Origin of the sequence: [Clostridium] ammoniilyticum (assembly GCF_025566905.1) — a bacterium.
Taxonomy (GTDB): Bacteria; Bacillota_I; Bacilli_A; order Erysipelotrichales; family Coprobacillaceae; genus Faecalibacillus; species Faecalibacillus intestinalis.
Map to the genome: position 1 here is coordinate 67705 of NZ_JAOQJR010000006.1, position 20154 is coordinate 87858.

General features: G+C 30.5%; 22 protein-coding genes. All 22 read left to right on the top strand.

The features are described 5' to 3' along the window. Window positions 1-9 precede the first annotated feature (9 nt). The 22 genes from OCV55_RS07235 (at window position 10) to OCV55_RS07340 (ending at window position 20153) form a co-directional block, all read left to right on the top strand. Window positions 10-2970 (top strand): chromosome segregation protein SMC, encoded by a 2961-nt coding sequence (locus OCV55_RS07235; protein ID WP_147580239.1) that lies wholly within the window; start codon window positions 10-12, stop codon window positions 2968-2970. Then, window positions 2971-3957 carry a signal recognition particle-docking protein FtsY gene (gene ftsY / locus OCV55_RS07240; RefSeq protein WP_032090103.1) on the top strand — a complete coding sequence of 329 codons (987 nt, stop codon included), beginning with the start codon at window positions 2971-2973 and terminating at the stop codon, window positions 3955-3957. Further along, window positions 3957-4286: a YlxM family DNA-binding protein gene (ylxM, locus tag OCV55_RS07245; RefSeq protein WP_147580240.1), complete on the top strand. Its 330-nt coding sequence runs from the start codon at window positions 3957-3959 to the stop codon at window positions 4284-4286. The genes ftsY and ylxM overlap by 1 nt, the downstream gene beginning before the upstream one ends. A 9-nt stretch (window positions 4287-4295) precedes the next feature. Then, the gene (gene ffh, locus OCV55_RS07250; protein ID WP_032090102.1) at window positions 4296-5684 is read left to right on the top strand and encodes a signal recognition particle protein; all 1389 of its coding nucleotides are present in this window, start codon (window positions 4296-4298) and stop codon (window positions 5682-5684) included. Between the two features lie 86 nt (window positions 5685-5770). Next, window positions 5771-6043, top strand: a complete 273-nt coding sequence (gene rpsP, locus OCV55_RS07255; protein ID WP_022001511.1) for a 30S ribosomal protein S16 — start codon at window positions 5771-5773, stop codon at window positions 6041-6043. A 2-nt stretch (window positions 6044-6045) separates the two neighbouring features. Further along, window positions 6046-6294, top strand: a complete 249-nt coding sequence (locus OCV55_RS07260; protein ID WP_022001512.1) for a KH domain-containing protein — start codon at window positions 6046-6048, stop codon at window positions 6292-6294. A 35-nt stretch (window positions 6295-6329) separates the two neighbouring features. Then, the gene (gene rimM / locus OCV55_RS07265) at window positions 6330-6830 is read left to right on the top strand and encodes a ribosome maturation factor RimM (RefSeq protein ID WP_147580241.1); all 501 of its coding nucleotides are present in this window, start codon (window positions 6330-6332) and stop codon (window positions 6828-6830) included. Beyond that, window positions 6820-7539: a tRNA (guanosine(37)-N1)-methyltransferase TrmD gene (gene trmD, locus OCV55_RS07270; RefSeq protein ID WP_022001514.1), complete on the top strand. Its 720-nt coding sequence runs from the start codon at window positions 6820-6822 to the stop codon at window positions 7537-7539. The genes rimM and trmD overlap by 11 nt, the downstream gene beginning before the upstream one ends. A gap of 105 nt (window positions 7540-7644) precedes the next feature. Beyond that, on the top strand, window positions 7645-7995 hold the full coding sequence (gene rplS, locus OCV55_RS07275) for a 50S ribosomal protein L19 (RefSeq protein WP_022001515.1): 351 nt from the start codon (window positions 7645-7647) through the stop codon (window positions 7993-7995). 82 nt (window positions 7996-8077) lie between these two features. After that, window positions 8078-8623 (top strand): signal peptidase I, encoded by a 546-nt coding sequence (gene lepB, locus OCV55_RS07280; RefSeq protein WP_227391646.1) that lies wholly within the window; start codon window positions 8078-8080, stop codon window positions 8621-8623. Window position 8624: 1 nt separating this feature from the next. Continuing rightward, window positions 8625-9482, top strand: coding sequence for a ribosome biogenesis GTPase YlqF (gene ylqF / locus OCV55_RS07285; RefSeq protein ID WP_032090100.1), 858 nt, complete (start codon window positions 8625-8627; stop codon window positions 9480-9482). Continuing rightward, complete coding sequence (locus OCV55_RS07290; RefSeq protein ID WP_117787865.1) at window positions 9475-10104, top strand: ribonuclease HII; 630 nt, start codon at window positions 9475-9477, stop codon at window positions 10102-10104. The genes ylqF and OCV55_RS07290 overlap by 8 nt, the downstream gene beginning before the upstream one ends. A gap of 67 nt (window positions 10105-10171) precedes the next feature. Continuing rightward, entirely contained in the window at window positions 10172-10924 is a 753-nt protein-coding gene (gene dprA, locus OCV55_RS07295) for a DNA-processing protein DprA (RefSeq protein WP_147580242.1), read from the top strand. 65 nt (window positions 10925-10989) lie between these two features. After that, on the top strand, window positions 10990-13065 hold the full coding sequence (gene topA / locus OCV55_RS07300) for a type I DNA topoisomerase (protein ID WP_147580243.1): 2076 nt from the start codon (window positions 10990-10992) through the stop codon (window positions 13063-13065). 34 nt (window positions 13066-13099) lie between these two features. Next, a complete protein-coding gene (gene trmFO, locus OCV55_RS07305; RefSeq protein WP_032090096.1) occupies window positions 13100-14401 on the top strand; it encodes a methylenetetrahydrofolate--tRNA-(uracil(54)-C(5))-methyltransferase (FADH(2)-oxidizing) TrmFO in 1302 nt (433 codons plus the stop codon). Further along, window positions 14391-15290, top strand: coding sequence for a tyrosine recombinase XerC (gene xerC / locus OCV55_RS07310; RefSeq protein ID WP_147580244.1), 900 nt, complete (start codon window positions 14391-14393; stop codon window positions 15288-15290). The genes trmFO and xerC overlap by 11 nt, the downstream gene beginning before the upstream one ends. A gap of 144 nt (window positions 15291-15434) precedes the next feature. After that, window positions 15435-16268, top strand: a complete 834-nt coding sequence (gene rpsB / locus OCV55_RS07315; protein WP_022001523.1) for a 30S ribosomal protein S2 — start codon at window positions 15435-15437, stop codon at window positions 16266-16268. Window positions 16269-16355: 87 nt separating this feature from the next. Continuing rightward, a complete protein-coding gene (gene tsf, locus OCV55_RS07320; RefSeq protein WP_022001524.1) occupies window positions 16356-17237 on the top strand; it encodes a translation elongation factor Ts in 882 nt (293 codons plus the stop codon). A gap of 51 nt (window positions 17238-17288) precedes the next feature. After that, complete coding sequence (pyrH, locus tag OCV55_RS07325; protein WP_032090093.1) at window positions 17289-18005, top strand: UMP kinase; 717 nt, start codon at window positions 17289-17291, stop codon at window positions 18003-18005. Window position 18006: 1 nt separating this feature from the next. Continuing rightward, the gene (gene frr / locus OCV55_RS07330; protein ID WP_022001526.1) at window positions 18007-18552 is read left to right on the top strand and encodes a ribosome recycling factor; all 546 of its coding nucleotides are present in this window, start codon (window positions 18007-18009) and stop codon (window positions 18550-18552) included. An 81-nt stretch (window positions 18553-18633) separates the two neighbouring features. Then, window positions 18634-19371: an isoprenyl transferase gene (locus OCV55_RS07335; RefSeq protein ID WP_147580245.1), complete on the top strand. Its 738-nt coding sequence runs from the start codon at window positions 18634-18636 to the stop codon at window positions 19369-19371. Continuing rightward, window positions 19371-20153 (top strand): phosphatidate cytidylyltransferase, encoded by a 783-nt coding sequence (locus tag OCV55_RS07340; RefSeq protein WP_147580246.1) that lies wholly within the window; start codon window positions 19371-19373, stop codon window positions 20151-20153. Before OCV55_RS07335 ends, OCV55_RS07340 begins: the two co-directional genes overlap by 1 nt. The last annotated feature ends 1 nt before the right edge of the window (window position 20154 follow it).

The following is a 20154-nucleotide window of genomic DNA, read 5'->3' on the forward strand; positions in this document are numbered from 1 at the left end:
GGAGCATCTATGTATTTAAAAAAAATAGAATTACATGGATTTAAATCATTTGCAGATAAAGTTAATATAGAATTTCAGCCGGGAATAACAGGAATTGTAGGGCCTAATGGATGTGGAAAATCTAATATTTCGGATGCAGTTAGATGGGTATTAGGTGAGCAATCTGTAAAATCTTTACGTGGAAGTAATATGGCAGATGTTATTTTTGCTGGTTCTCAAGATCGTCGGGCACAAAATTTAGCTGAAGTTACTTTAATATTTGATAATAGTGATCATATGCTCAATTATGACTATAATGAAGTTGAAATTACTAGACGTCTTTATCGACAAGGAAATGAGGCTGAATATCTTTTAAATCGGCAACAATGTCGTTTAAAAGATATTACAGATCTGCTTTTAGATACGGGACTTGGAAGAGATTCGCTTTCTATTATTTCTCAAGGAAATATTTCTAATTTTGCTGATAGTCGTCCTGAAGAAAGACGAGTTATTTTTGAAGAAGCTGCAGGAGTTTCTAAATATAAAAAAAGAAAAATTGAGGCTATTAGAAAATTAGAGAGAACAACGGATAATTTAAATCGTATAAAAGATATTGTTTATGAATTAGAAAAACAAATAGCACCATTAAAAAAACAAAAAGAAAAAGCAGAAGTATTTTTAACGTTGAAGGAAAAACTTACTTCAATCGAAGTAAATGTACTTGTTCATGAAGTTTCGAAATTAAAACATCAACTAGATACGCTATCTTTACAATTAAAAGACCTTAATGAACGACACAGTTCATTAGATGCAGAAATTTTATTGAAAGAAAGTGCTGATGATGAGATAAAAAAGAAAATGTTTGTTTTAGATAATGAAATAAACTCTCTACAAAGTCAATTATTAGAATCGATGTCTGAAGTTTCAAGACTAGAAACAAGTAAAATAGAGGTTGATCAAAAAAGAAAACATGCTTTACAGTCTCAAAACAGTGATGATATAAAGAAGAAATTAGATAATTTAAAAGCTATTTTGACGGATTTGATTGAAGAATATAATGACCGTGTTGAACGATTAAAAACAACAGAAAAATCTCTTGAAGATTTATCTCAAGAACAAACGGTTTTAACATCCAAAATCAATCATAAACATCAATCTATTAATGATCTTAATCAAGAAATTACGAAAAATAAAAATAGACAAGAAATATTAGTGGATTTAGTAGAAAATAAATCCAATTATCATCATGGTGTCAAGGCTATTATGGAACTTGCTCATGATAATCCGGATATTATTGGTGTTTTTGGAGATTTACTAGAAAATGATTCGAAGTATGATTTAGCGGTTTCTGTTGCTTTAGGAAGTGCTTCGCAATTTATTGTTACGAAAGATAATTTACAAGCTAGATTAGCAATTAAGTTTTTAAAAGATAATAAGGCAGGACGTGCTACTTTTTTACCTTTAGCGGATATGGAACCACGTTCTTTAAGAGAAGAACATGCTATTTTATGTCCAGCTTTAGAAGGTTATTTAGGTGTATTAAGTGATTTTGTTTCAAGTTCTAAAAATATAGATAATGTTATTTTGAATCAATTGGGAAATGTTATTTTAGCTGATGATATTGATCATGCTTATGAAATATCAAAGGCAACATATGCTCGATATAAAGTTGTTACTTTGGATGGAAATATTGTCAATGTTGGAGGTTCACTTACAGGTGGAACAGTTAATCGTCAACAATCATCCATTCTTCAAAAAAGAGAACTAGAAAAAGTTAAAGAAAAATTGGATGAATTAGAACAAAAACTTGTACGTGAAAAGAATGAATTACTTAAACTTGAAAACGATGCTAAAGAATTGGCACATACACTTCTACAAAAACAAATGTCATATGCTAAGTTAGAAGTTGTTGTTCAAGGAAAAAAGGAAGAACTTGTAGTTGCTAAAGGTGAATATGAAAGTTTATCGCATCAAAGCGTTGAATTGGATGAGTTTAAAAGTGGTAAAATTGATAATCAACTTGTTTTACAATTAAATGAAGCCATCAAGCATCGAGATGAATTAACAGAAAAAATAAAATCAAAAAGAGAATTAAGAATGTCCTATGTTAATGAAAATGAGCAATTAGAATCAAAATTGAAAGATTTAAGAAAGATGCTTAAAGACATTCAAGGACAAATTAATGAAAAAGCTATTTTATCTACTAAATATGAAGGATCATTAAATAATTATTTAAGTCGATTATCTAATGAATATTCCATGACTTATGAGTATGCAAGTGAAAATTATCATGATGAAGTAGATATTGAATTTGCTAGAGGAGAGGTTGCTACACTTAGAAATGAAATAGTAGCACTTGGTCATGTTAATATTGATGCTATCGAAGAATATAAAGAAGTTTCATCGCGTTACGAAAATATGAATAGTCAACGACTTGACTTAATACAAGCTCAGGATAAAATAGTACAGGCAATTGATGAAATGGATCAAATTATGATTGAGAAATTTTCAACAACATTTGAAAAGATCAATAAAGAATTTAATAATGTTTTTAGAGAATTATTTGGTGGGGGAAGAGCACAAATCAAATATACTGATCCAGATAATATTTTAGAAACGGGAATTGATATAGATGTACAACCACCAGGAAAAGCTGTGTCGAATATTACATTATTTTCTGGTGGAGAAAAAGCGTTGATTGCAATTTCGTGTTTATTTGCTATTTTAAAAGTAAGACCTGTGCCAATGTGTATCTTAGATGAAGTTGAAGCAGCATTGGATATGGCTAATGTTGAAAGATTTGCAAAATTCTTAAGAGAATTTTCTAAACAAACACAATTTATTGTAGTAACACATCGTGAGGGAACGATGGAAGAATGTGATTTGTTATATGGTGCGACGATGCAACAAAAAGGTGTTACAAAACTTGTAAGTGTCAAACTTGAAGAGGCAATAGATTTTTCTAATGAAAATCGTAAGGGAGGTATTTAGATGGGATTTTTTACACAAATAAAAGAAAAATTAGTTGGAAAGTCAACTAAGCAAAATGAAAAATATGTTGTTGGTTTAGATAAATCTTCTGAAACATTTTCAGATCGTATTAATGAATTAGCTGCCCGATTTAGAGAAATCAATGATGAGTATTTTGAAGAATTAGAAAATATTTTAATTATGGCTGATGTTGGTGTTTCGATGGTCATGAAGATTGTATCTGAAATTAAAACAGAAGTAAGAATCAGAAATATAACTGATCCAAGAGAAATTAATGATATTATTGTTGATAAAATGTTCGTTATTTATGCTAATGAAAGTGTTATGTCAACTAAAATCAATTACGCAGCAGAAGGGTTAACTGTTATTTTAATGGTTGGTGTCAATGGTGCTGGAAAAACAACAACGATTGGGAAACTTGCTCATCGTATTGTTCATGATGAAGGTAAAAAAGTCGTTGTTGCTGCGGGTGATACATTTAGAGCAGGAGCAATTGATCAGTTGGCAGTTTGGGCAGAAAGAGTTGGTGTGGATATCGTTAAAGGAAAAGAAGGAGGAGATCCTTCGGCCGTTGTTTTTGATGCTTTAAATAAAGCTAAAGAAACAGGAGCGGATGTTTTAATTTGTGATACAGCAGGTCGTTTACAAAATAAAGTGAATTTAATGAACGAATTGGAAAAAATGAATCGTATTATTAAGCGTGTTGTTCCTGAAGGACCACATGAAACACTTCTTGTTGTAGATGCAACAACAGGACAAAATGGTGTTTCACAAGCTATTGAATTTTCTAAGATTACTGATATTACAGGGATTGTTCTTACAAAAATGGATGGTACTGCTAAAGGTGGAATTGTTTTATCTATTAAAGATCAATTAAATATTCCTGTAAAATTTATTGGTTTAGGTGAACAAGTTGATGATTTACAAGAATTTGACTTAGAACAATATATTTATGGATTATGTAAAGGGTTAGTTGAGGAAGCATAATGGAAAATAGTTTAGAAAAAAAGCAAAGAGTAAATCTTTTGATGGATTTATATGAAGATTTATTAACTGAAAAACAAAGAGAGTATTTAGATTTGTATTATCATGAGGATTTGTCTTTGTCAGAGATATCTTTGATTAAAAATGTTTCTAAAAATGCAGTTTTTGACAATTTAAAAAAAGCTTGTTTACATTTAGAAAATTATGAAGAAAAATTAAATTTATTAGAAAAACATCAAAAAAGACTTGAAATTATAGATGATTTAGAAAAAGGTATAAAAGAAGAACATAAAAATATTGATGAACATTTACAAATGTTAAGAGATTTATAGGAGGTATATATGGCGTTTGATTCGTTATCTGAAAGATTGCAGTCAACTTTAAAAAAGGTATCTGGACAAGGTCAGTTGACTGAAAGTAATATGGAAGAGATGTTGACAGAAATTCGACTTGCTTTACTTGAAGCTGATGTCAACTATCAAGTTGTAAAAGAGTTCATTGCATCAACAAAAGAAAAAGCAATTGGTGCAGATGTCGTAGGTTCATTAAAACCTGGACAAGTTTTAGTTAAAATTGTACATGATGAATTAGTACATTTATTAGGTGATGAGGTTTCAGAAGTTGATTTTAGTAAAAAACCAACAGTTATTATGATGGTAGGGTTACAAGGTTCTGGGAAAACAACAACTTCTGGGAAGATTGCTAAATTAATTAAGACAAAATATGCTAAAAAACCATTATTGGTTGCAGGAGATATTTATCGTCCAGCAGCCGTTGATCAATTGGTAACATTAGGAAAGCAATTAGATGTGCCTGTTTATGAAAAAGGAACATCTGAAAGTGCTGAAAATATTGTTAAAGGTGCTATGAATTATGCGGCTTTAAATAATAATGATGTTATTATTATTGATACGGCAGGACGTTTGCACATTGATGAACCTTTAATGCAAGAACTAGCAAATGTTAAAGAAATTGCAAAACCTGATGAAATTTTACTTGTTGTAGATTCATTGACAGGTCAAGATATTGTCAATGTAGCTGCTTCATTTAATGAAAAATTAAGTATTACAGGAGCTGTGCTTACTAAATTAGATGGTGATTCTCGTGGTGGGGGAGCACTTTCTATTAGACATATTACGCATGTTCCAATTAAATTTATTGGTACAGGTGAAAAATTAGATGCTATTGATTTATTCTACCCAGATCGTATGGCAGATCGTATCTTAGGAATGGGTGATGTAGTCTCTTTAGTTGAAAAAGTTCAAGATGTCTATGATGAAAAAGAAACAATGAAAGCTATGAAAAAAATGCAATCTGGACGTTTTGGATTGGATGATATGCTTGATCAAATGCATCAATTAAAGAAGTTAGGTCCACTTTCAGGAATTTTGAAAATGATTCCTGGTATGCCATCTATGCCTAATTTAAACGATGAAACAACAGATAAGAGAATGAAAGAAACAGAGTCTATTATTTATTCTATGACTTTAGAAGAACGTCGTGATCCAAGTATTATTACATTATCTAGAAAACAACGTATTGCTAAAGGATGTGGTAAAGATTTAGCAGCTATTAATAGATTATTAAAACAATTTGAACAATCTAAACAAATGATGAAACAAATGTCAAATATGGATATGGCAACAGGACTTCCAAAAATGGGAGGAGGTCACTTTGTAGGTGGTCCAAATCGTAAAAAAGTACGTCATAAAAAGAAAAAGAAAAAATAATGAAAGGTGTCAAGCATTTTTGCTTGACACCTGTTCCTATCTATGTTAAATTATACAAGCAATAAGAAAACAAGGAGGAAATATAAATGGCAGTAAAATTAAGAATGACAAGAATGGGTGCTAAAAAAAGACCTTTCTATAGAATCGTAGCAGCTGATTCAAGATCACCAAGAGATGGTAGATTTATTGAATTATTAGGTACATATAATCCATGTACTAATCCAGCTCAAGTTAACTTAAAAGAAGAAGAAATCTTAAAATGGTTAAACAATGGTGCTCAACCATCTGATACAGTTAGAAACTTATTATCTAAACAAGGTATCATGAAAAAATTTGCTGATTCAAAACAAGGTAAATAATTATGGATTATGTAAAAACACTAAAAGATATAGCGATTGAATTAGTTGAGGATAAAGAACATTTAGAAGTAAGACAAATGCCTTCTTTAGATGAGAATGTTGTTGTTTTACATGTTTATTCAGCAAAAAATGATATTGCAAAATTAATCGGTCGTAAAGGTGTTATGGCTAATTCTATTCGTCAATTAATGTCTGTTGCAGGACGTCTTTCTGATAAAAAATTAGATATTAAATTCGAATCATATGAATAGATGTGTTTTACACATCTATTTTTTTTGGAGGTTATATGGAAAAATTAAAAATTGGAAAAATTGTTGGAACGCATGCACTTAAAGGAGAACTTAAAATACGTTCTTTTAGTGATTTCAATGATCAAAGATTTGTTGTGGGACATAAGCTTTACTTAAATGAAATTGTAGACCCTTTTATCATCAAAACTGTAAGAGTTCATAAAGGAAATTATTTAATCAGTTTTGAGGGATTACAAGATATTAATCTAGTAGAAAAATATGTTGGTTATAATGTTTATGGTTTAAAAGAAGATGTTGAATTAGATGATGATGAATATTTTTACGATGATTTAATTGGTTGTCAGATCATTAATAATGATCAAGAAATTGGAAAAGTAGAATCTGTTTATTTTAATGGTGCACATGATGTTTTAACTGTACAAACAGCAAATAAAAAGATTGCTATTCCATATGTTGATGCATTTATTGAAAATGAAGATATTGAAAATAAAAAAATATTTGTTCATTTGATTAAGGGAATGTATGATGAAGATTGATATTTTATCACTATTTCCAGAAATGTTTGAAGGCTTTTTAAATACCTCAATTATCAAAAGAGCTATAGATAAAGAAGTTGTTGATATTAAGATTCATAATTTTAGAGAATTCACTCAAGATAAGCATAAACATGTAGATGATTATCCTTATGGAGGAGGACAGGGAATGGTGTTGATGTGTCAGCCAATCATTGATTGCTTAAAAACATTAACAACGGATGATTCACTTGTTATTTTAATGTCTCCTCAAGGGATTACTTTAAAGCATCAAGTAGCACAAAAGCTTTCATTAGAAAAGCATCTTATTATTATTTGTGGGCATTATGAAGGATTTGATGAAAGAATTCGTGATTATGTTGATTTAGAATTGTCTATTGGTGATTATGTACTAACTGGTGGTGAACTAGGAAGTATGGTTACTTGTGATGCGGTAATAAGATTACTTGAAGGAGCTATTCGTCAAGAAAGCCATGAAGATGATTCATTTGCAGATGGATTATTAGAATACCCACAATATACAAGACCAATAGAATATGATGGAAATAGAGTGCCTGACGTATTGGTCTCTGGTCATCATGAAAATATTCGTAAATGGAGAAAATACCAATCTCTAAAGAAAACCTATTTAAAGAGACCAGATTTATTAGAAAATTATGAATTTGATGAAGAATCGGCAAATATGTTGACAAAAATTAAAAAAAAGAGTTGATATTTTTTCGAACGATGTTATAATAGCATAGGTCAATGTGACTGCATATGTTCCGCTGGTTAATCGAATGAACATACAAGACTATAAATGAAAAGGAGAAGAAAGATGAATTTAACATTAGTAGAACAAATTACTAAAAAACAATTAAAATCTGATATCCCTGTTTTCAAAGCTGGAGACACTTTAAAAGTTTATGTAAAAATTAAAGAAGGTAATAAATACCGTATCCAATTATTTGAAGGGGTTTGTATCGCAAGACAAGGTAAAGGAATTGCTGAAACTTTCACAGTTAGAAAAATTTCTTACCAAGTTGGTGTAGAAAGAACTTTCCCAGTTCATTCACCAATCATCGATAGAATCGAAGTTGCTAAAGTTGGTAAAGTACGTAGAGCTAAATTAAATTACTTACGTGGTTTATCTGGTAAAGCTGCTAGAATCAAAGAAATTAGAAAATAAGAAATGGGTAACCATTTCTTTTTTTCTACCATTAATTGTTGTATAATAGAACACGTCTATAAGATAAAGATAGGTGATGTCTATGAAATATAGTAAAAAAACAATGATGGCAATATTAGAATTTATTGTTGTTTGTTTAGCAATTGTTTTTGTTTTTAAAGGCATAATTATGCCGGTCAAAGTTGATGGTTCTTCAATGTATCCAACATTACATGACGGAGATCTTGCCTTTATGTCTCGGCTTGATTTGAATTCAAAACAAATTAAAAGATTTGATATTGTCACAATAGACTGTAAACAATTAGACAATGTAATTATTAAAAGAGTTATAGGGTTACCTGGAGAAAAAATTGTTTACAAAAATGATTGTTTGTATGTTAATGGAAAGTATATTAAAGAAAATTATCTTAATAAATCACATATAAAAGATGTAAAGAGTCGATATAATATTTCTTATTTTACTGATGATTTTGAAATTTCAGTTGGTGAAAATGAAATTTTCGTTTTAGGTGATAATAGAGTAAATTCACTTGATTCAAGAGAATTAGGATGTTTTAAAATTGAAGATGTTTTATCAAAAAAAGGAATTATACTATTTCCTTTTAATCATATGAAAGGAATGAACTAATATGGCACAAATACAATGGTTTCCTGGCCATATGGCTAAGGCAAAAAGAGAAATCGCTGATAAAATAAAATTAATAGATATTGTTGTTGAATTGGTGGATGCTAGAGCTCCATATTCAAGTAAAAATCCATTATTTAATAGTGTTGTTAACAATAAGCCAAGATTAATTGTAATGACAAAAGAAGATTTGGCAGATGATAAACTAACACAAAAATGGATAGATTTTTACAAAAGTAAAGGTTATTATGCTATAAGTGTTAATCTTAAGCAATTTAATGAATATAAAAAGATCATACAAGTTTGCAAAGAAATTTTGAAAGATAAAATGGCACGAGAAGCAAAGAAGGGATTAAAACCTCGTGCAATGCGAGCAATGGTTTTAGGTATTCCTAATGTTGGAAAATCTACTTTCATCAATCGCTTAGCAAAAAGAAAAGCAACTGTTACGGGGAATAAACCAGGTGTAACGAAAGCTCAGCAAATTATTAAGGTAGATAAAGATTTTGAATTATTTGATACACCGGGTGTTTTATGGCCTAAATTCGAAAGTGAGGATATTGCTAGAAATATTGCTCTTATTGGCTCTATTAAACAGCAAATATTACCAAGGGAAGATTTATTTATTTATGCAGTTGAATATTTAGTTAAAAATTACCCTGGAACTTTAGAAAATCGTTATCAAATAGCTGTTGATTTACAAAGTGATTGGGTTGAAAAATGTTATGATGATATCGCATTTAATAAAAAAATAAAACCAGTAAGAGGGATTACTGATTATGAGCGTGTCATGGATATGTTTTTTACTGATTTATTTGATGGTGTTATTACAAAAATAACATGGGAGCTTCCAAATGAGTAATTTATTAGAATATGAAAATAGATATTATGATTTAGGTTATGATTATATTATTGGTCTTGATGAAGCTGGAAGAGGACCAATGGCTGGCGAATTAGTTGTTGCAGGAGTCATTTTTCCTAAAGGATTTTATGATGAACGTATTTTTGATTCAAAACAATTAACAGCAAAAAAAAGAGAGGCGATGTATCAAATAATTATAGAAAATGCATTAGCCTATCACATTGAAGTTATTTCTGTTGAAGATGTTGATCAATTAAATGTATATAGCGCAAGTCAAAAAGGAATGGAAAAATGTTGTCAAATTTTAAAGAGAGAAAAAATGTTTGCTTTAACAGATGCGATGCCTTTACATGATATTGAACATTTATCTATTATTAAAGGAGATACCCTTTCTATGTCTATTGCAGCAGCAAGTATATTAGCTAAGGTAACAAGAGATCATTTGATGATAGATTATGCAAAAAAATATCCACAATATGGTTTTGAAAAACATAAGGGCTATGTAACCAAGGCACATAAAGAGGCACTTAGAAAATATGGTCCATGCCCTATTCATAGGAAATCTTTTAAGCCAGTACAAGAAGTAATGAAAGAACAAATATCTTTAAATTTAGATATTTAGTTCTTTTTTTATAAAAAAAGAAGAAAAAACAAAATTAAATGTCTATATAAATAGTGAGGTGATAAATATGGAAGAAATCTTACTATTTTTTGCTTTGAAGTATCAAGGTGATTTTCAAAGTATTTTAAAAGCATTGCAAGCAAAAGAAAAAGTTTCTCAAGAAGAAAGGAGGGAAGCAGTTGCTAAAGTAAATTCAAAATATACAACGATTATTTCAAGTGATTATCCAGATGCTTTAAAAGAAATATCTTATCCACCATTTGTATTGTTTTATCATGGAAATTTGAATATTTTAAATGGTAAATGCATAGGTGTTATTGGTAAACGTGTTCCTAGTGAATATGGATCAAATATTACGGATAAAATTGTATGTGATTTAGTAAAAAATGAATATACGATTGTAAGTGGTATGGCATTAGGAATTGATACTCTCGCTCATAGAAGTGCATTAAAAAACAAAGGGAAAACAGTTGCAGTATTGGGAAGTGGAATTAATTATTGTTATCCAAAAAGAAATCAAGATTTATATGCTCAATTAAAAAGTAATCATCTTATTATTAGTGAAAAACCAGGTGATTATGTACCACAGGCTAAGGATTTTCCAAGTAGGAATCGGTTAATTGCTGGCTTAAGTGAATCTGTAGTTGTTACAGAAGCTGAAAAACGTTCAGGAACAATGATTACTGTAGGATATGCATTAGATCAAGGAAAAGATATCTATTGTATTCCATCAAGAATTGGGGATCCAATGGGGTGTAATTTATTGATTCAACAAGGGGCCAAGTTAGTATTGACTGTAAATGATATTATTGAAGATTAATGAAATGGAGTTGACAAAGTGAAAAAAAACAATAATAATAGTTTTTGCGATAAGGGGGTTATATTATGTATGATAAATTAGTCATTGTGGAATCTCCTTCTAAATCAAAAACAATAGAAAATTATTTAGGGAAGGAATATCATGTTACTTCTTCTAAAGGGCATATTAGAGATTTATCAACATCTGGTAAAGAAGGGCTAGGGATTGATCAAGAAGATCATTATAAGCCAAAATATGTTATTTCTAAGGATAAAAAAGATGTCGTTAAGGAATTGAAAGCAGCTGTTAAAGAGGCAAAAACAGTTTATCTTGCTACCGACCCTGACCGTGAAGGGGAAGCAATTTCATGGCATTTAGCAGATGTTTTAGGTTTAGATATGGATGATGATAATCGTATTGTTTTTAATGAGGTAACAAAAGATGCAGTTGTTGATGCATTGAATCATCCTCGTAAAATTGATCAAAATCTTGTAAAATCTCAAGAAACAAGAAGAGTATTGGATAGAATTATTGGATTTAAATTATCTAAATTATTACAAAGAAAAATTAAATCTAAATCAGCTGGTCGAGTTCAATCGGTTGCTTTAAGATTAATTGTTGAAAAAGAACGTGAAATCGAAGCCTTTGTTCCAGAAGAATACTGGAAAATCAAAGCACAATTTGAAAAAGATGAAATTGAATTTACAGGTGAACTTAATAAAAAAGGAACAAAGAAGTTAAAAATTTCAAATGAACAAGAAGCTTTGGAAATCTTTAATGCACTTTCTAAAGAATTTGTTATTGATAGTGTAAAAAAATCAAGTAAGAAAAGAGAATCAAAACCACCATTTATTACTTCAACATTACAACAAGAAGCGTCTTCTAAATTAGGCTTTAAAGCAAGAAAGACAATGATGATTGCTCAAAAGCTATATGAAGGAATTGCTTTAGAAGATGAAACAGTAGGGCTTATTACTTATATGCGTACAGATTCGACAAGATTGTCAGATTTATTTGTAGAAAGTGCTACAGAATATATTAAAGAAAAATATGGTCAAAATTATGTTGGAAAAGTAAAAGTAAGTAAAAAGAAAGAAAATGTACAAGATGCTCACGAAGGAATTCGTCCAACAAGTGCAATGCGTACACCTGAGTCTGTTAAAGAATATTTAAGTGCGGATGAATTTAAATTGTATTCTTTAATTTATGCCAGAGCATTAGCGTCATTAATGGCACCATCTCGTTTTGATGCAACAAGTGTAGTATTAGAAAATAATAACTATTATTTTAACGCAAGTGGTTCAGTATTAAAATTTGATGGTTATTTACGTTTATATAGCCCATATGAAAAACAAAAAGATGAAATTTTACCTGAATTAACTGAACAAGAAATTTTAGAAAGTCAAAATATTGAAAAAACACAACATTTTACAAAACCACCTGCTCGTTATAGTGAAGCAAAACTAATTAAAGAAATGGAAGAACTTGGAATTGGTAGACCAAGTACTTATGCGATGATTATTGATACGATTCAAACTAGAGGGTATGTGGAACTTGTTGATAAAACATTCAAACCTACTGAAAGTGGAATTTTAACAAGTGATCGACTAACACAATTTTTTAATGATATTATTAATGTCGAATATACTGCACAAATGGAAAAAGAACTAGATGATATTGCAGAAGGACAAGATGATTATTTTGATGCTATAGATACATTTATTAAAAAATTCCAACCTTTATTGGATGAAGCAAATGAAAAAATGGAAGTCATTTCACCTAAAAAAACAGGAGAGAAATGTCCTGAATGTGGACATGATCTTGTTGAAAGACATGGGCGTTATGGTAAATTTATAGCTTGTGAAAATTATCCTGAATGTAAATATATCAAAAAGGAAAAAGTTGAACCTGAATTTACAGGAGAAAACTGTCCTAAGTGTGGAAGCCCAATGGTTTTTAAAACCGGAAGATATGGTAAATTTGAAGCATGTTCAAATTACCCACAATGTAAATATATTAAGAATTCTAAAAAGAAATCAGAACCTGTTATGACAGATGAAGTTTGTCCTAACTGTGGTTCTCCAGTGGTTATTAAAAAGGGACGTTGGGGAGAATTTAAAGCTTGTTCAAATTATCCAAAATGTAAAACAATTATTAAGTAGAACATTTGTTCTACTTTTTTAAAAAGGAGAAAATATGGAAAGTGAAAAAATAGTCAATGTAATTGGAGCTGGTCTTGCTGGAGTTGAGGCGGCTTATCAATTAGCAAAAAATAATATTAAAGTAAAGTTATATGAAATGAGACCTGTTAAAATGACACCGGCACATCATACATCATCATTTGCTGAACTTGTTTGTTCTAATTCGTTAAGAGGAGATAATTTCAATAATGCCGTAGGTGTATTAAAAAATGAAATGGAAAAACTAGATAGTGTTATTATTCGATTTGCTAGAAAAAATAGTGTTCCTGCTGGTGGAGCACTTGCAGTGGATCGTGAAAAGTTTTCTGCGGATGTTACTGAGTTTATAACAAATCATCCAAATATCGAAGTGATTCATGAAGAAGTTACAGAAATTCCCCAAGCACCAACAATTATTGCAAGTGGACCTTTAACAAGTGATGCTTTGTCTACGAAAATCAAAGAATTATTAGGAGAAGAATATTTTTATTTTTTTGATGCGGCGGCTCCAATTGTTGAAAAAGATAGTATTGATTTTAATATTGCTTATTATAAATCAAGATATGACAAAGGAGAAAATGAATATATAAATTGTCCAATGAATGAGGAGCAATTTAATGTATTTTATGATGAATTAATGAAAGCAGAGGTTGTTAAACCAAAAGATTTTGAAGAAAAATTTTTTGAAGGATGTATGCCTTTTGAAGAAATGGCAAGAAGAGGAAAACAAACTTTATTGTTTGGGCCTATGAAACCGGTTGGGTTAACAAAACCTGATGGTACAAAACCATATGCAGTCGTACAGTTAAGACAAGATAACGTACAAGCTAGTTTATATAATATTGTTGGTTTTCAAACACATCTTACATGGCCTGAACAAAGAAGAATTATTCATTTAATTCCGGGATTAGAAAATGCAACATTTGTAAGATACGGTGTCATGCATCGAAATTCGTTTATTTGTTCTCCAAAATTTTTAAATCAAGATTACAGTTTAAAAAATCATTCTGGAATTTATTTTGCTGGACAAATGACAGGAGTTGAAGGATATGTTGAATCAGCTCAAAGTGGAATCGTTGCCGGAATGAACATGGTTCGTTATTTAAATAAACAAGAACCTGTTATTTTTCCACAAGAAACAATCATGGGGGCACTTGCATATTATATTACGCATTGTGATGAAAGTAATTTCCAACCAATGAAAGCTAATTTTGGAATTCTACCAGATTTACCTGTACGCGTTAAAAAGAAACTAAGAAAAGAAGCTTATGCTAACAGAGCAATAGAAGTAATGGATCAATTTATCAATGAGTTATAATCAAGATAAAGAAGAATTTATAAAATATCTTCAATTTCAAAAACATTACTCAATCAATACAGTTGAATCTTATCAACGAAGTTTAAATGAATTTATTGGTTTTTTAAAAAGTGAAAGTATTTCTCACTTTAACGATGTCAAGTATACAAATATAAGAGGATATTTAACTTATTTAAATGAAAAAAAATTGTCAAAGAGTTCAATTAATAATCGAATCAGTTGTTTACGATCATTTTATAAATATCTAGTAAAAGAAGAATTGGCTGAAAATAATCCAATGATTCTTGTTGAAAATATTAAAACCGCAAAGCGTAATCCTGATTTTTTGTTTCCTGAAGAAATGATGGATTTATTGGATGGTATTGATACACAAGATGATTTAGGAATTCGTAATAAAGCGATGCTAGAAATCATGTATGCTTCTGGGTTAAGATGTTCTGAAGTAGTAAATTTAACCTTGGATTGTATAGATTTTCACAATCGAGTTTTATTGATTCATGGTAAAGGGAACAAAGACCGTTATGTTCCTTTCCATGAATTTGCTAGTGAATGGTTATTAAAATATATAGAAGAAGTAAGGGGAAAACTTGTAAATTCAGAAGATCATCCATATGTTTTTGTTAATAAAAGAGGAGAACAAATGACCAATAGAGGAATACAGGATATTGTAAAGCGTATTGGAAGAGAATATGATGCAACCAAGAAAATACATCCACATACTTTCAGACATTCCTTTGCCACACATTTATTGAATGCGGGAGCAGATATAAGAACTGTACAGGAATTATTGGGTCATGAAAACCTTTCGACAACACAAATTTATACCCATGTTACAAAAGAACATTTGAAAAATGTTTATTTAAAAGCACATCCTCGAAATAAAGCATAAAAAAGGGTTGTTTTGTTTTAAATCTTATGCTATTATGTTTCAGGTATTAAAAAATACACACATTATGAATTCATTTATCTAGTGCCTAATGGTGGTAAATGTTTGAAATAATGGAGGAAAAAAACGAAAAGGAGGAAATTACACATGTCAGTAATTTCAATGAAAAAATTATTAGAAGTAGGTGTTCATTTCGGACATCAAACAAAAAGATGGAATCCTAAAATGGCTCCATACATTTTTACATCAAGAAACGGAATTTACATTATTGATTTACAAAAATCATCTAAAAAAATCGATGAAGCTTATAAAGCAATGAATGAAATTGCCGAAAAAGGTGGAAAAGTTTTATTTGTAGGAACTAAAAAACAAGCTCAAGAAGCTGTTAAAGAAGAAGCAATCCGTTCTGGAAGTTTCTATGTTAACTCACGTTGGTTAGGTGGAACTTTAACTAACTTCAAAACAATCCAAAAAAGAATTAGAAGATTAGTTGAATTAGAAAAAATGGAAAAAGATGGTACTTTCGATTTATTACCTAAAAAAGAAGTTATCTTACTAAAAAAAGAAGCTGCTAAGTTAGAAAAGAACTTAGGTGGTATTAAAGAAATGAGAAGATTACCAAGTGCTTTATTCGTTGTAGATCCTAAAGCTGAACACAACGCTGTTGCAGAAGCAAGAATCTTAGGAATCCCTGTATTTGGTATTGTTGATACTAACTGTGATCCTGATGAAGTTGATTATGTAATCCCAGCAAATGATGATGCTATTAGAGCTGTTAAATTAATTGTTGCTGCTATGGCAGATGCAATTTGTGAAGCTAAAAGTGAACCATTAACTGTTGCTTATGTTAAAGATGAAGATGAAAAAGAAGTTACTATGAATGATGCTGTATCTTCTGTAGAAAACAACAACAGAAGAGGGCCAAGAAATAAAGCTGGTAGACCAGCTCAAAGAAGAGAATCTAGACCAACTCAAGAATAATCTCAAGGCTGGAAATCATAAATATGTTGTGATGGGAAAGCAAAGCTTTCCCTTTTTAATAAAATAAAATTCATGGAGGAAAAGAAAATGGCAATTAGTGCAAAATTAGTAAAAGAATTACGTGAAAAAACTGGTGCTGGAATGATGGATTGTAAAAAAGCATTAGAAGCATGTGATGGTGACATCGAAGCATCATTCGACTGGTTAAGAGAAAAAGGAATCGCAAAATCTGCTAAAAAAGCTGATAGAATCGCTGCTGAAGGGTTATCTGCTTTCGCTATTAACGGAAATGTAGCTGCTATGGTTGAAGTTAACTCTGAAACTGACTTCGTAGCAAAAAATGCTGAATTCGTTGCATTAGTAAATAATGTATGTGAAGCAGTTGCTGCAAATAACCCTGCTGATTTAGAAGCTGCAAAAGCAATTGAAGTTGATGGAAAAACTATTGAAACTACAATTGCAGAAGCATCTGGAAAAATTGGTGAAAAATTATCTTTAAGAAGAATTAAAACTTTCACTAAAAATGATGATGAAGTATTTGGTGCTTATTCACATATGGGTGGAAAAATGGTATCAATCGTTAAATTAGCTGACGGTGATGAAGAAAAAGCAAGAGACATTGCTATGCATGTTGCTGCTATCAATCCAAAATATATCTCACAAGATGAAATTCCACAAGTTGAAAAAGATAGAGAAGATGCAGTTCAAACAGAAATCATGGCTAATGATCCTAAATTAGCTAACAAACCTGAAAAAGTATTAGAAGGTATCAAACGTGGAAAATTAAATAAAGTATTCTCTGAATGGTGTTTATTAGATCAAGAATTCATTAAAACACCAAAAGAATCAGTTGCTAAATACTTAGGGAAGGCTAAAGTGTTAGAAATGGCTCGTTTCCAAGTTGGTGAAGGTATCGAAAAGAAAGAAGAAAACTTTGCTGAAGAAGTAGCTGCACAAATGAAACAATAATTTTTAAGGACACTACAAGTGTGTCCTTTTTTTAAAAAAGGAGAACATTTTATGAAATATAAAAGAGTTTTATTAAAATTAAGTGGTGAAGCATTAGCCGGTGACGATCATTTTGGTATAAACGCTAATACTGTAGCCGATATTGCAAGACAAATCAAAGAAGCTAAAGATTTAGGTGTTGAAATTGCCATCGTTTGTGGTGGTGGTAATATTTGGCGTGGTGTTACTGGTGCACAAATGGGTATGGAACGTTCTTCTGCTGATTATATGGGAATGTTAGCAACAGTAATGAATGGTTTAGCTGTTCAAAATGCTTTAGAGCAACTAGGAGTTCAAACACGTTTACTTTCAGCAATTGAAATGAGACAAATTGCAGAACCATACATTAGAAGACGTGCTGTTAGACATTTAGAAAAAGGTAGAATCGTTATTTTTGGTGCTGGAACTGGAAGCCCATATTTTACAACTGATACAACTGCTGCATTAAGAGCCGCTGAAATCAATGCTGATGTTATTTTAATGGCTAAAAATGGGGTCGATGGTGTTTATTCTGCTGATCCTAAATTAGATGAATCTGCAGTAAAATTTGATGAAATTTCATATAGTGATGTTTTAGCAAAAGATTTAAAAGTAATGGATCAAACAGCTATTACATTATGTAAAGATAACGATATTGATTTATGTGTATTTAATATGCAAGAAGATGGTAATATTGCCAAAGCTTGTGATGGACAAAAAATAGGAACAACTATCTCTGGAGGAAAATAATATGATAAATATGATCTTAGATGATGCAAGTGATAGAATGCAAAAAGCAATCGAAGCTTACCAAAGAGATTTAGCAACAGTTAGAACTGGAAGAGCTACTCCTGCAATGTTAGACCGTGTAATGGTCAACTATTACGGATCACCAACACCAATTAATCAAATGGCTGGTGTTTCTGTTGTAGAAGGTAGACAATTAGTAATTAAACCTTATGATAAATCTGCTTTAAAAGATATCGAACATGGAATTTATGAAGCTGATTTAGGTTTAACTCCTCAAAATGATGGAGAAATTATTCGTATTACTGTACCAGCATTAACAGAAGAAAGACGTAAAGAATATGCAAAAAATGTTTGGAAATTCGCTGAACATGCTAAAGTTGCTATAAGAAATATTCGTCGTGATGCTAATGATGAAATTAAAAAATGCGATGGTAGTGAAGATGAAATTAAAGACGGTCAAAATCGTGTTCAAAAATTAACTGATAAATTTGTCAAAGAAGTTGATGAAATTGGTAAAGTAAAAGAAAAAGATATTATGACTGTATAATTATTGAAGCGTCTTATTAGGCGCTTTTTTATTTTAAGGTTTTATGTTATAATCAATCATGACTTTAAGGAGGATTATTCTATGAATGATCAAATTGAAAACTATGAATTAGACATGAATAATATACCAGCACATATTGCTTTTATTATGGATGGCAATGGACGCTGGGCTAAAAAGAGAATGATGCCAAGAACTTATGGCCATAACGAAGGGACAAAGACAATTCGTAAGATTGCTTTAGAGGCTAATAGACTTGGTGTGAAAGCAATGACAGTTTATGCTTTTTCTACAGAAAATTTTTCTCGTCCTGAAGAAGAAGTACAATTTATATTTAAATTACCCAAAAAATTTTTTGAACTTTATTTAAAAGAATTAATTGAAAATAATGTTCAAATTTGTATGATAGGGCATTTAGAAAAAGCCCCAAAGGCAACAAGAGATATTATCAATACTGCTATAGAAAGAACAAAGGATAATACTGGACTAAAACTTTGCTTTGCTTTTATTTATGGTAGTAGAGATGAAATCGTTTGTTCAACTAAAAAAATAGCACAAGATGTAAAAGATGGGAAACTTGATATTGAGGATATTGATGAAAATTATTTTGGTTCAACATTAATGTCTGCGAATTTACCTGCTGTTGATTTAATGGTAAGAACAAGTGGAGAACAAAGATTATCTAATTTTATGTTATGGCAACTTGCTTATGCAGAGTTTATCTTTACTCCTGTTTGTTGGCCAGATTTTGATGAAAAAGAATTACATAAAGCAATTTGGCTTTATCAAAATAGGGAGCGTAGATATGGAGGTTTAAAATAGTGAAAGAAAGAATTATTACTGCACTGTGCTTGATTGCAATTGTAGTTCCAGCAGTCATTTTTGGGGGTATTTTTTATAAAATTGTTATAGGGGTTGCAATGGCTCTTAGTGTTTATGAAATGTTACATATTTGTTCTAGACCACGTATTGGAATGTATATGTATATCATTGTTGGTTTGTTTTTTGTTACAGGATTTTTATTTAACAGAAATCAATTACTTATTTCTAGCTATTCTATTTTGGTTTATTTAGCGGTTATTTTAGCATGTATGATTTTTGATGATAAATGTAATATTGAAAGAAGTGCTTATGTTTTTACGATGGGTGTTCTTGTTTGTTCTGGATTACATGCGTTACTTGTTTTAAGAGTTGCCTATGGTTGGGAATATTTATTGTTATTAGCAATTGCAACTTTTGGTAGTGATACAGGAGCTTATTTTGCTGGTATGGCTTTTGGTAAACATAAGTTGATTCCAAGATTATCTCCTAAAAAAACAATTGAAGGGTCAATTGGTGGAATTGTTCTAGGAAGTATTTTAGGATTGGTTTTTGCATATTTTACAGGAATATTGGCACATCATTGGATTATTGTACCAGCAATTATCGTAATGACAACGACAAGTCAAATAGGAGATTTGATTTTTAGTGCCATTAAAAGATATTTTGAAGTTAAAGATTATTCAAAATTATTACCAGGACATGGCGGAATTTTAGATCGTATTGATAGTTTAACTTTTAATGTATTGATTTTTAGTTTCTTTTTAATGATTGTGGGGTTATAGA

Excerpts from the sequence above, each read along its gene's own strand:
- OCV55_RS07235 (WP_147580239.1), top strand. The coding sequence starts at position 10 with ATGTATTTAAAAAAAATAGAATTACATGGATTTAAATCATTTGCAGAT.
- ftsY (WP_032090103.1), top strand. The coding sequence starts at position 2,971 with ATGGGATTTTTTACACAAATAAAAGAAAAATTAGTTGGAAAGTCAACT.
- ylxM (WP_147580240.1), top strand. The coding sequence starts at position 3,957 with ATGGAAAATAGTTTAGAAAAAAAGCAAAGAGTAAATCTTTTGATGGAT.
- ffh (WP_032090102.1), top strand. The coding sequence starts at position 4,296 with ATGGCGTTTGATTCGTTATCTGAAAGATTGCAGTCAACTTTAAAAAAG.
- rpsP (WP_022001511.1), top strand. The coding sequence starts at position 5,771 with ATGGCAGTAAAATTAAGAATGACAAGAATGGGTGCTAAAAAAAGACCT.
- OCV55_RS07260 (WP_022001512.1), top strand. The coding sequence starts at position 6,046 with ATGGATTATGTAAAAACACTAAAAGATATAGCGATTGAATTAGTTGAG.
- rimM (WP_147580241.1), top strand. The coding sequence starts at position 6,330 with ATGGAAAAATTAAAAATTGGAAAAATTGTTGGAACGCATGCACTTAAA.
- trmD (WP_022001514.1), top strand. The coding sequence starts at position 6,820 with ATGAAGATTGATATTTTATCACTATTTCCAGAAATGTTTGAAGGCTTT.
- rplS (WP_022001515.1), top strand. The coding sequence starts at position 7,645 with ATGAATTTAACATTAGTAGAACAAATTACTAAAAAACAATTAAAATCT.
- lepB (WP_227391646.1), top strand. The coding sequence starts at position 8,078 with ATGAAATATAGTAAAAAAACAATGATGGCAATATTAGAATTTATTGTT.
- ylqF (WP_032090100.1), top strand. The coding sequence starts at position 8,625 with ATGGCACAAATACAATGGTTTCCTGGCCATATGGCTAAGGCAAAAAGA.
- OCV55_RS07290 (WP_117787865.1), top strand. The coding sequence starts at position 9,475 with ATGAGTAATTTATTAGAATATGAAAATAGATATTATGATTTAGGTTAT.
- dprA (WP_147580242.1), top strand. The coding sequence starts at position 10,172 with ATGGAAGAAATCTTACTATTTTTTGCTTTGAAGTATCAAGGTGATTTT.
- topA (WP_147580243.1), top strand. The coding sequence starts at position 10,990 with ATGTATGATAAATTAGTCATTGTGGAATCTCCTTCTAAATCAAAAACA.
- trmFO (WP_032090096.1), top strand. The coding sequence starts at position 13,100 with ATGGAAAGTGAAAAAATAGTCAATGTAATTGGAGCTGGTCTTGCTGGA.
- xerC (WP_147580244.1), top strand. The coding sequence starts at position 14,391 with ATGAGTTATAATCAAGATAAAGAAGAATTTATAAAATATCTTCAATTT.
- rpsB (WP_022001523.1), top strand. The coding sequence starts at position 15,435 with ATGTCAGTAATTTCAATGAAAAAATTATTAGAAGTAGGTGTTCATTTC.
- tsf (WP_022001524.1), top strand. The coding sequence starts at position 16,356 with ATGGCAATTAGTGCAAAATTAGTAAAAGAATTACGTGAAAAAACTGGT.
- pyrH (WP_032090093.1), top strand. The coding sequence starts at position 17,289 with ATGAAATATAAAAGAGTTTTATTAAAATTAAGTGGTGAAGCATTAGCC.
- frr (WP_022001526.1), top strand. The coding sequence starts at position 18,007 with ATGATAAATATGATCTTAGATGATGCAAGTGATAGAATGCAAAAAGCA.
- OCV55_RS07335 (WP_147580245.1), top strand. The coding sequence starts at position 18,634 with ATGAATGATCAAATTGAAAACTATGAATTAGACATGAATAATATACCA.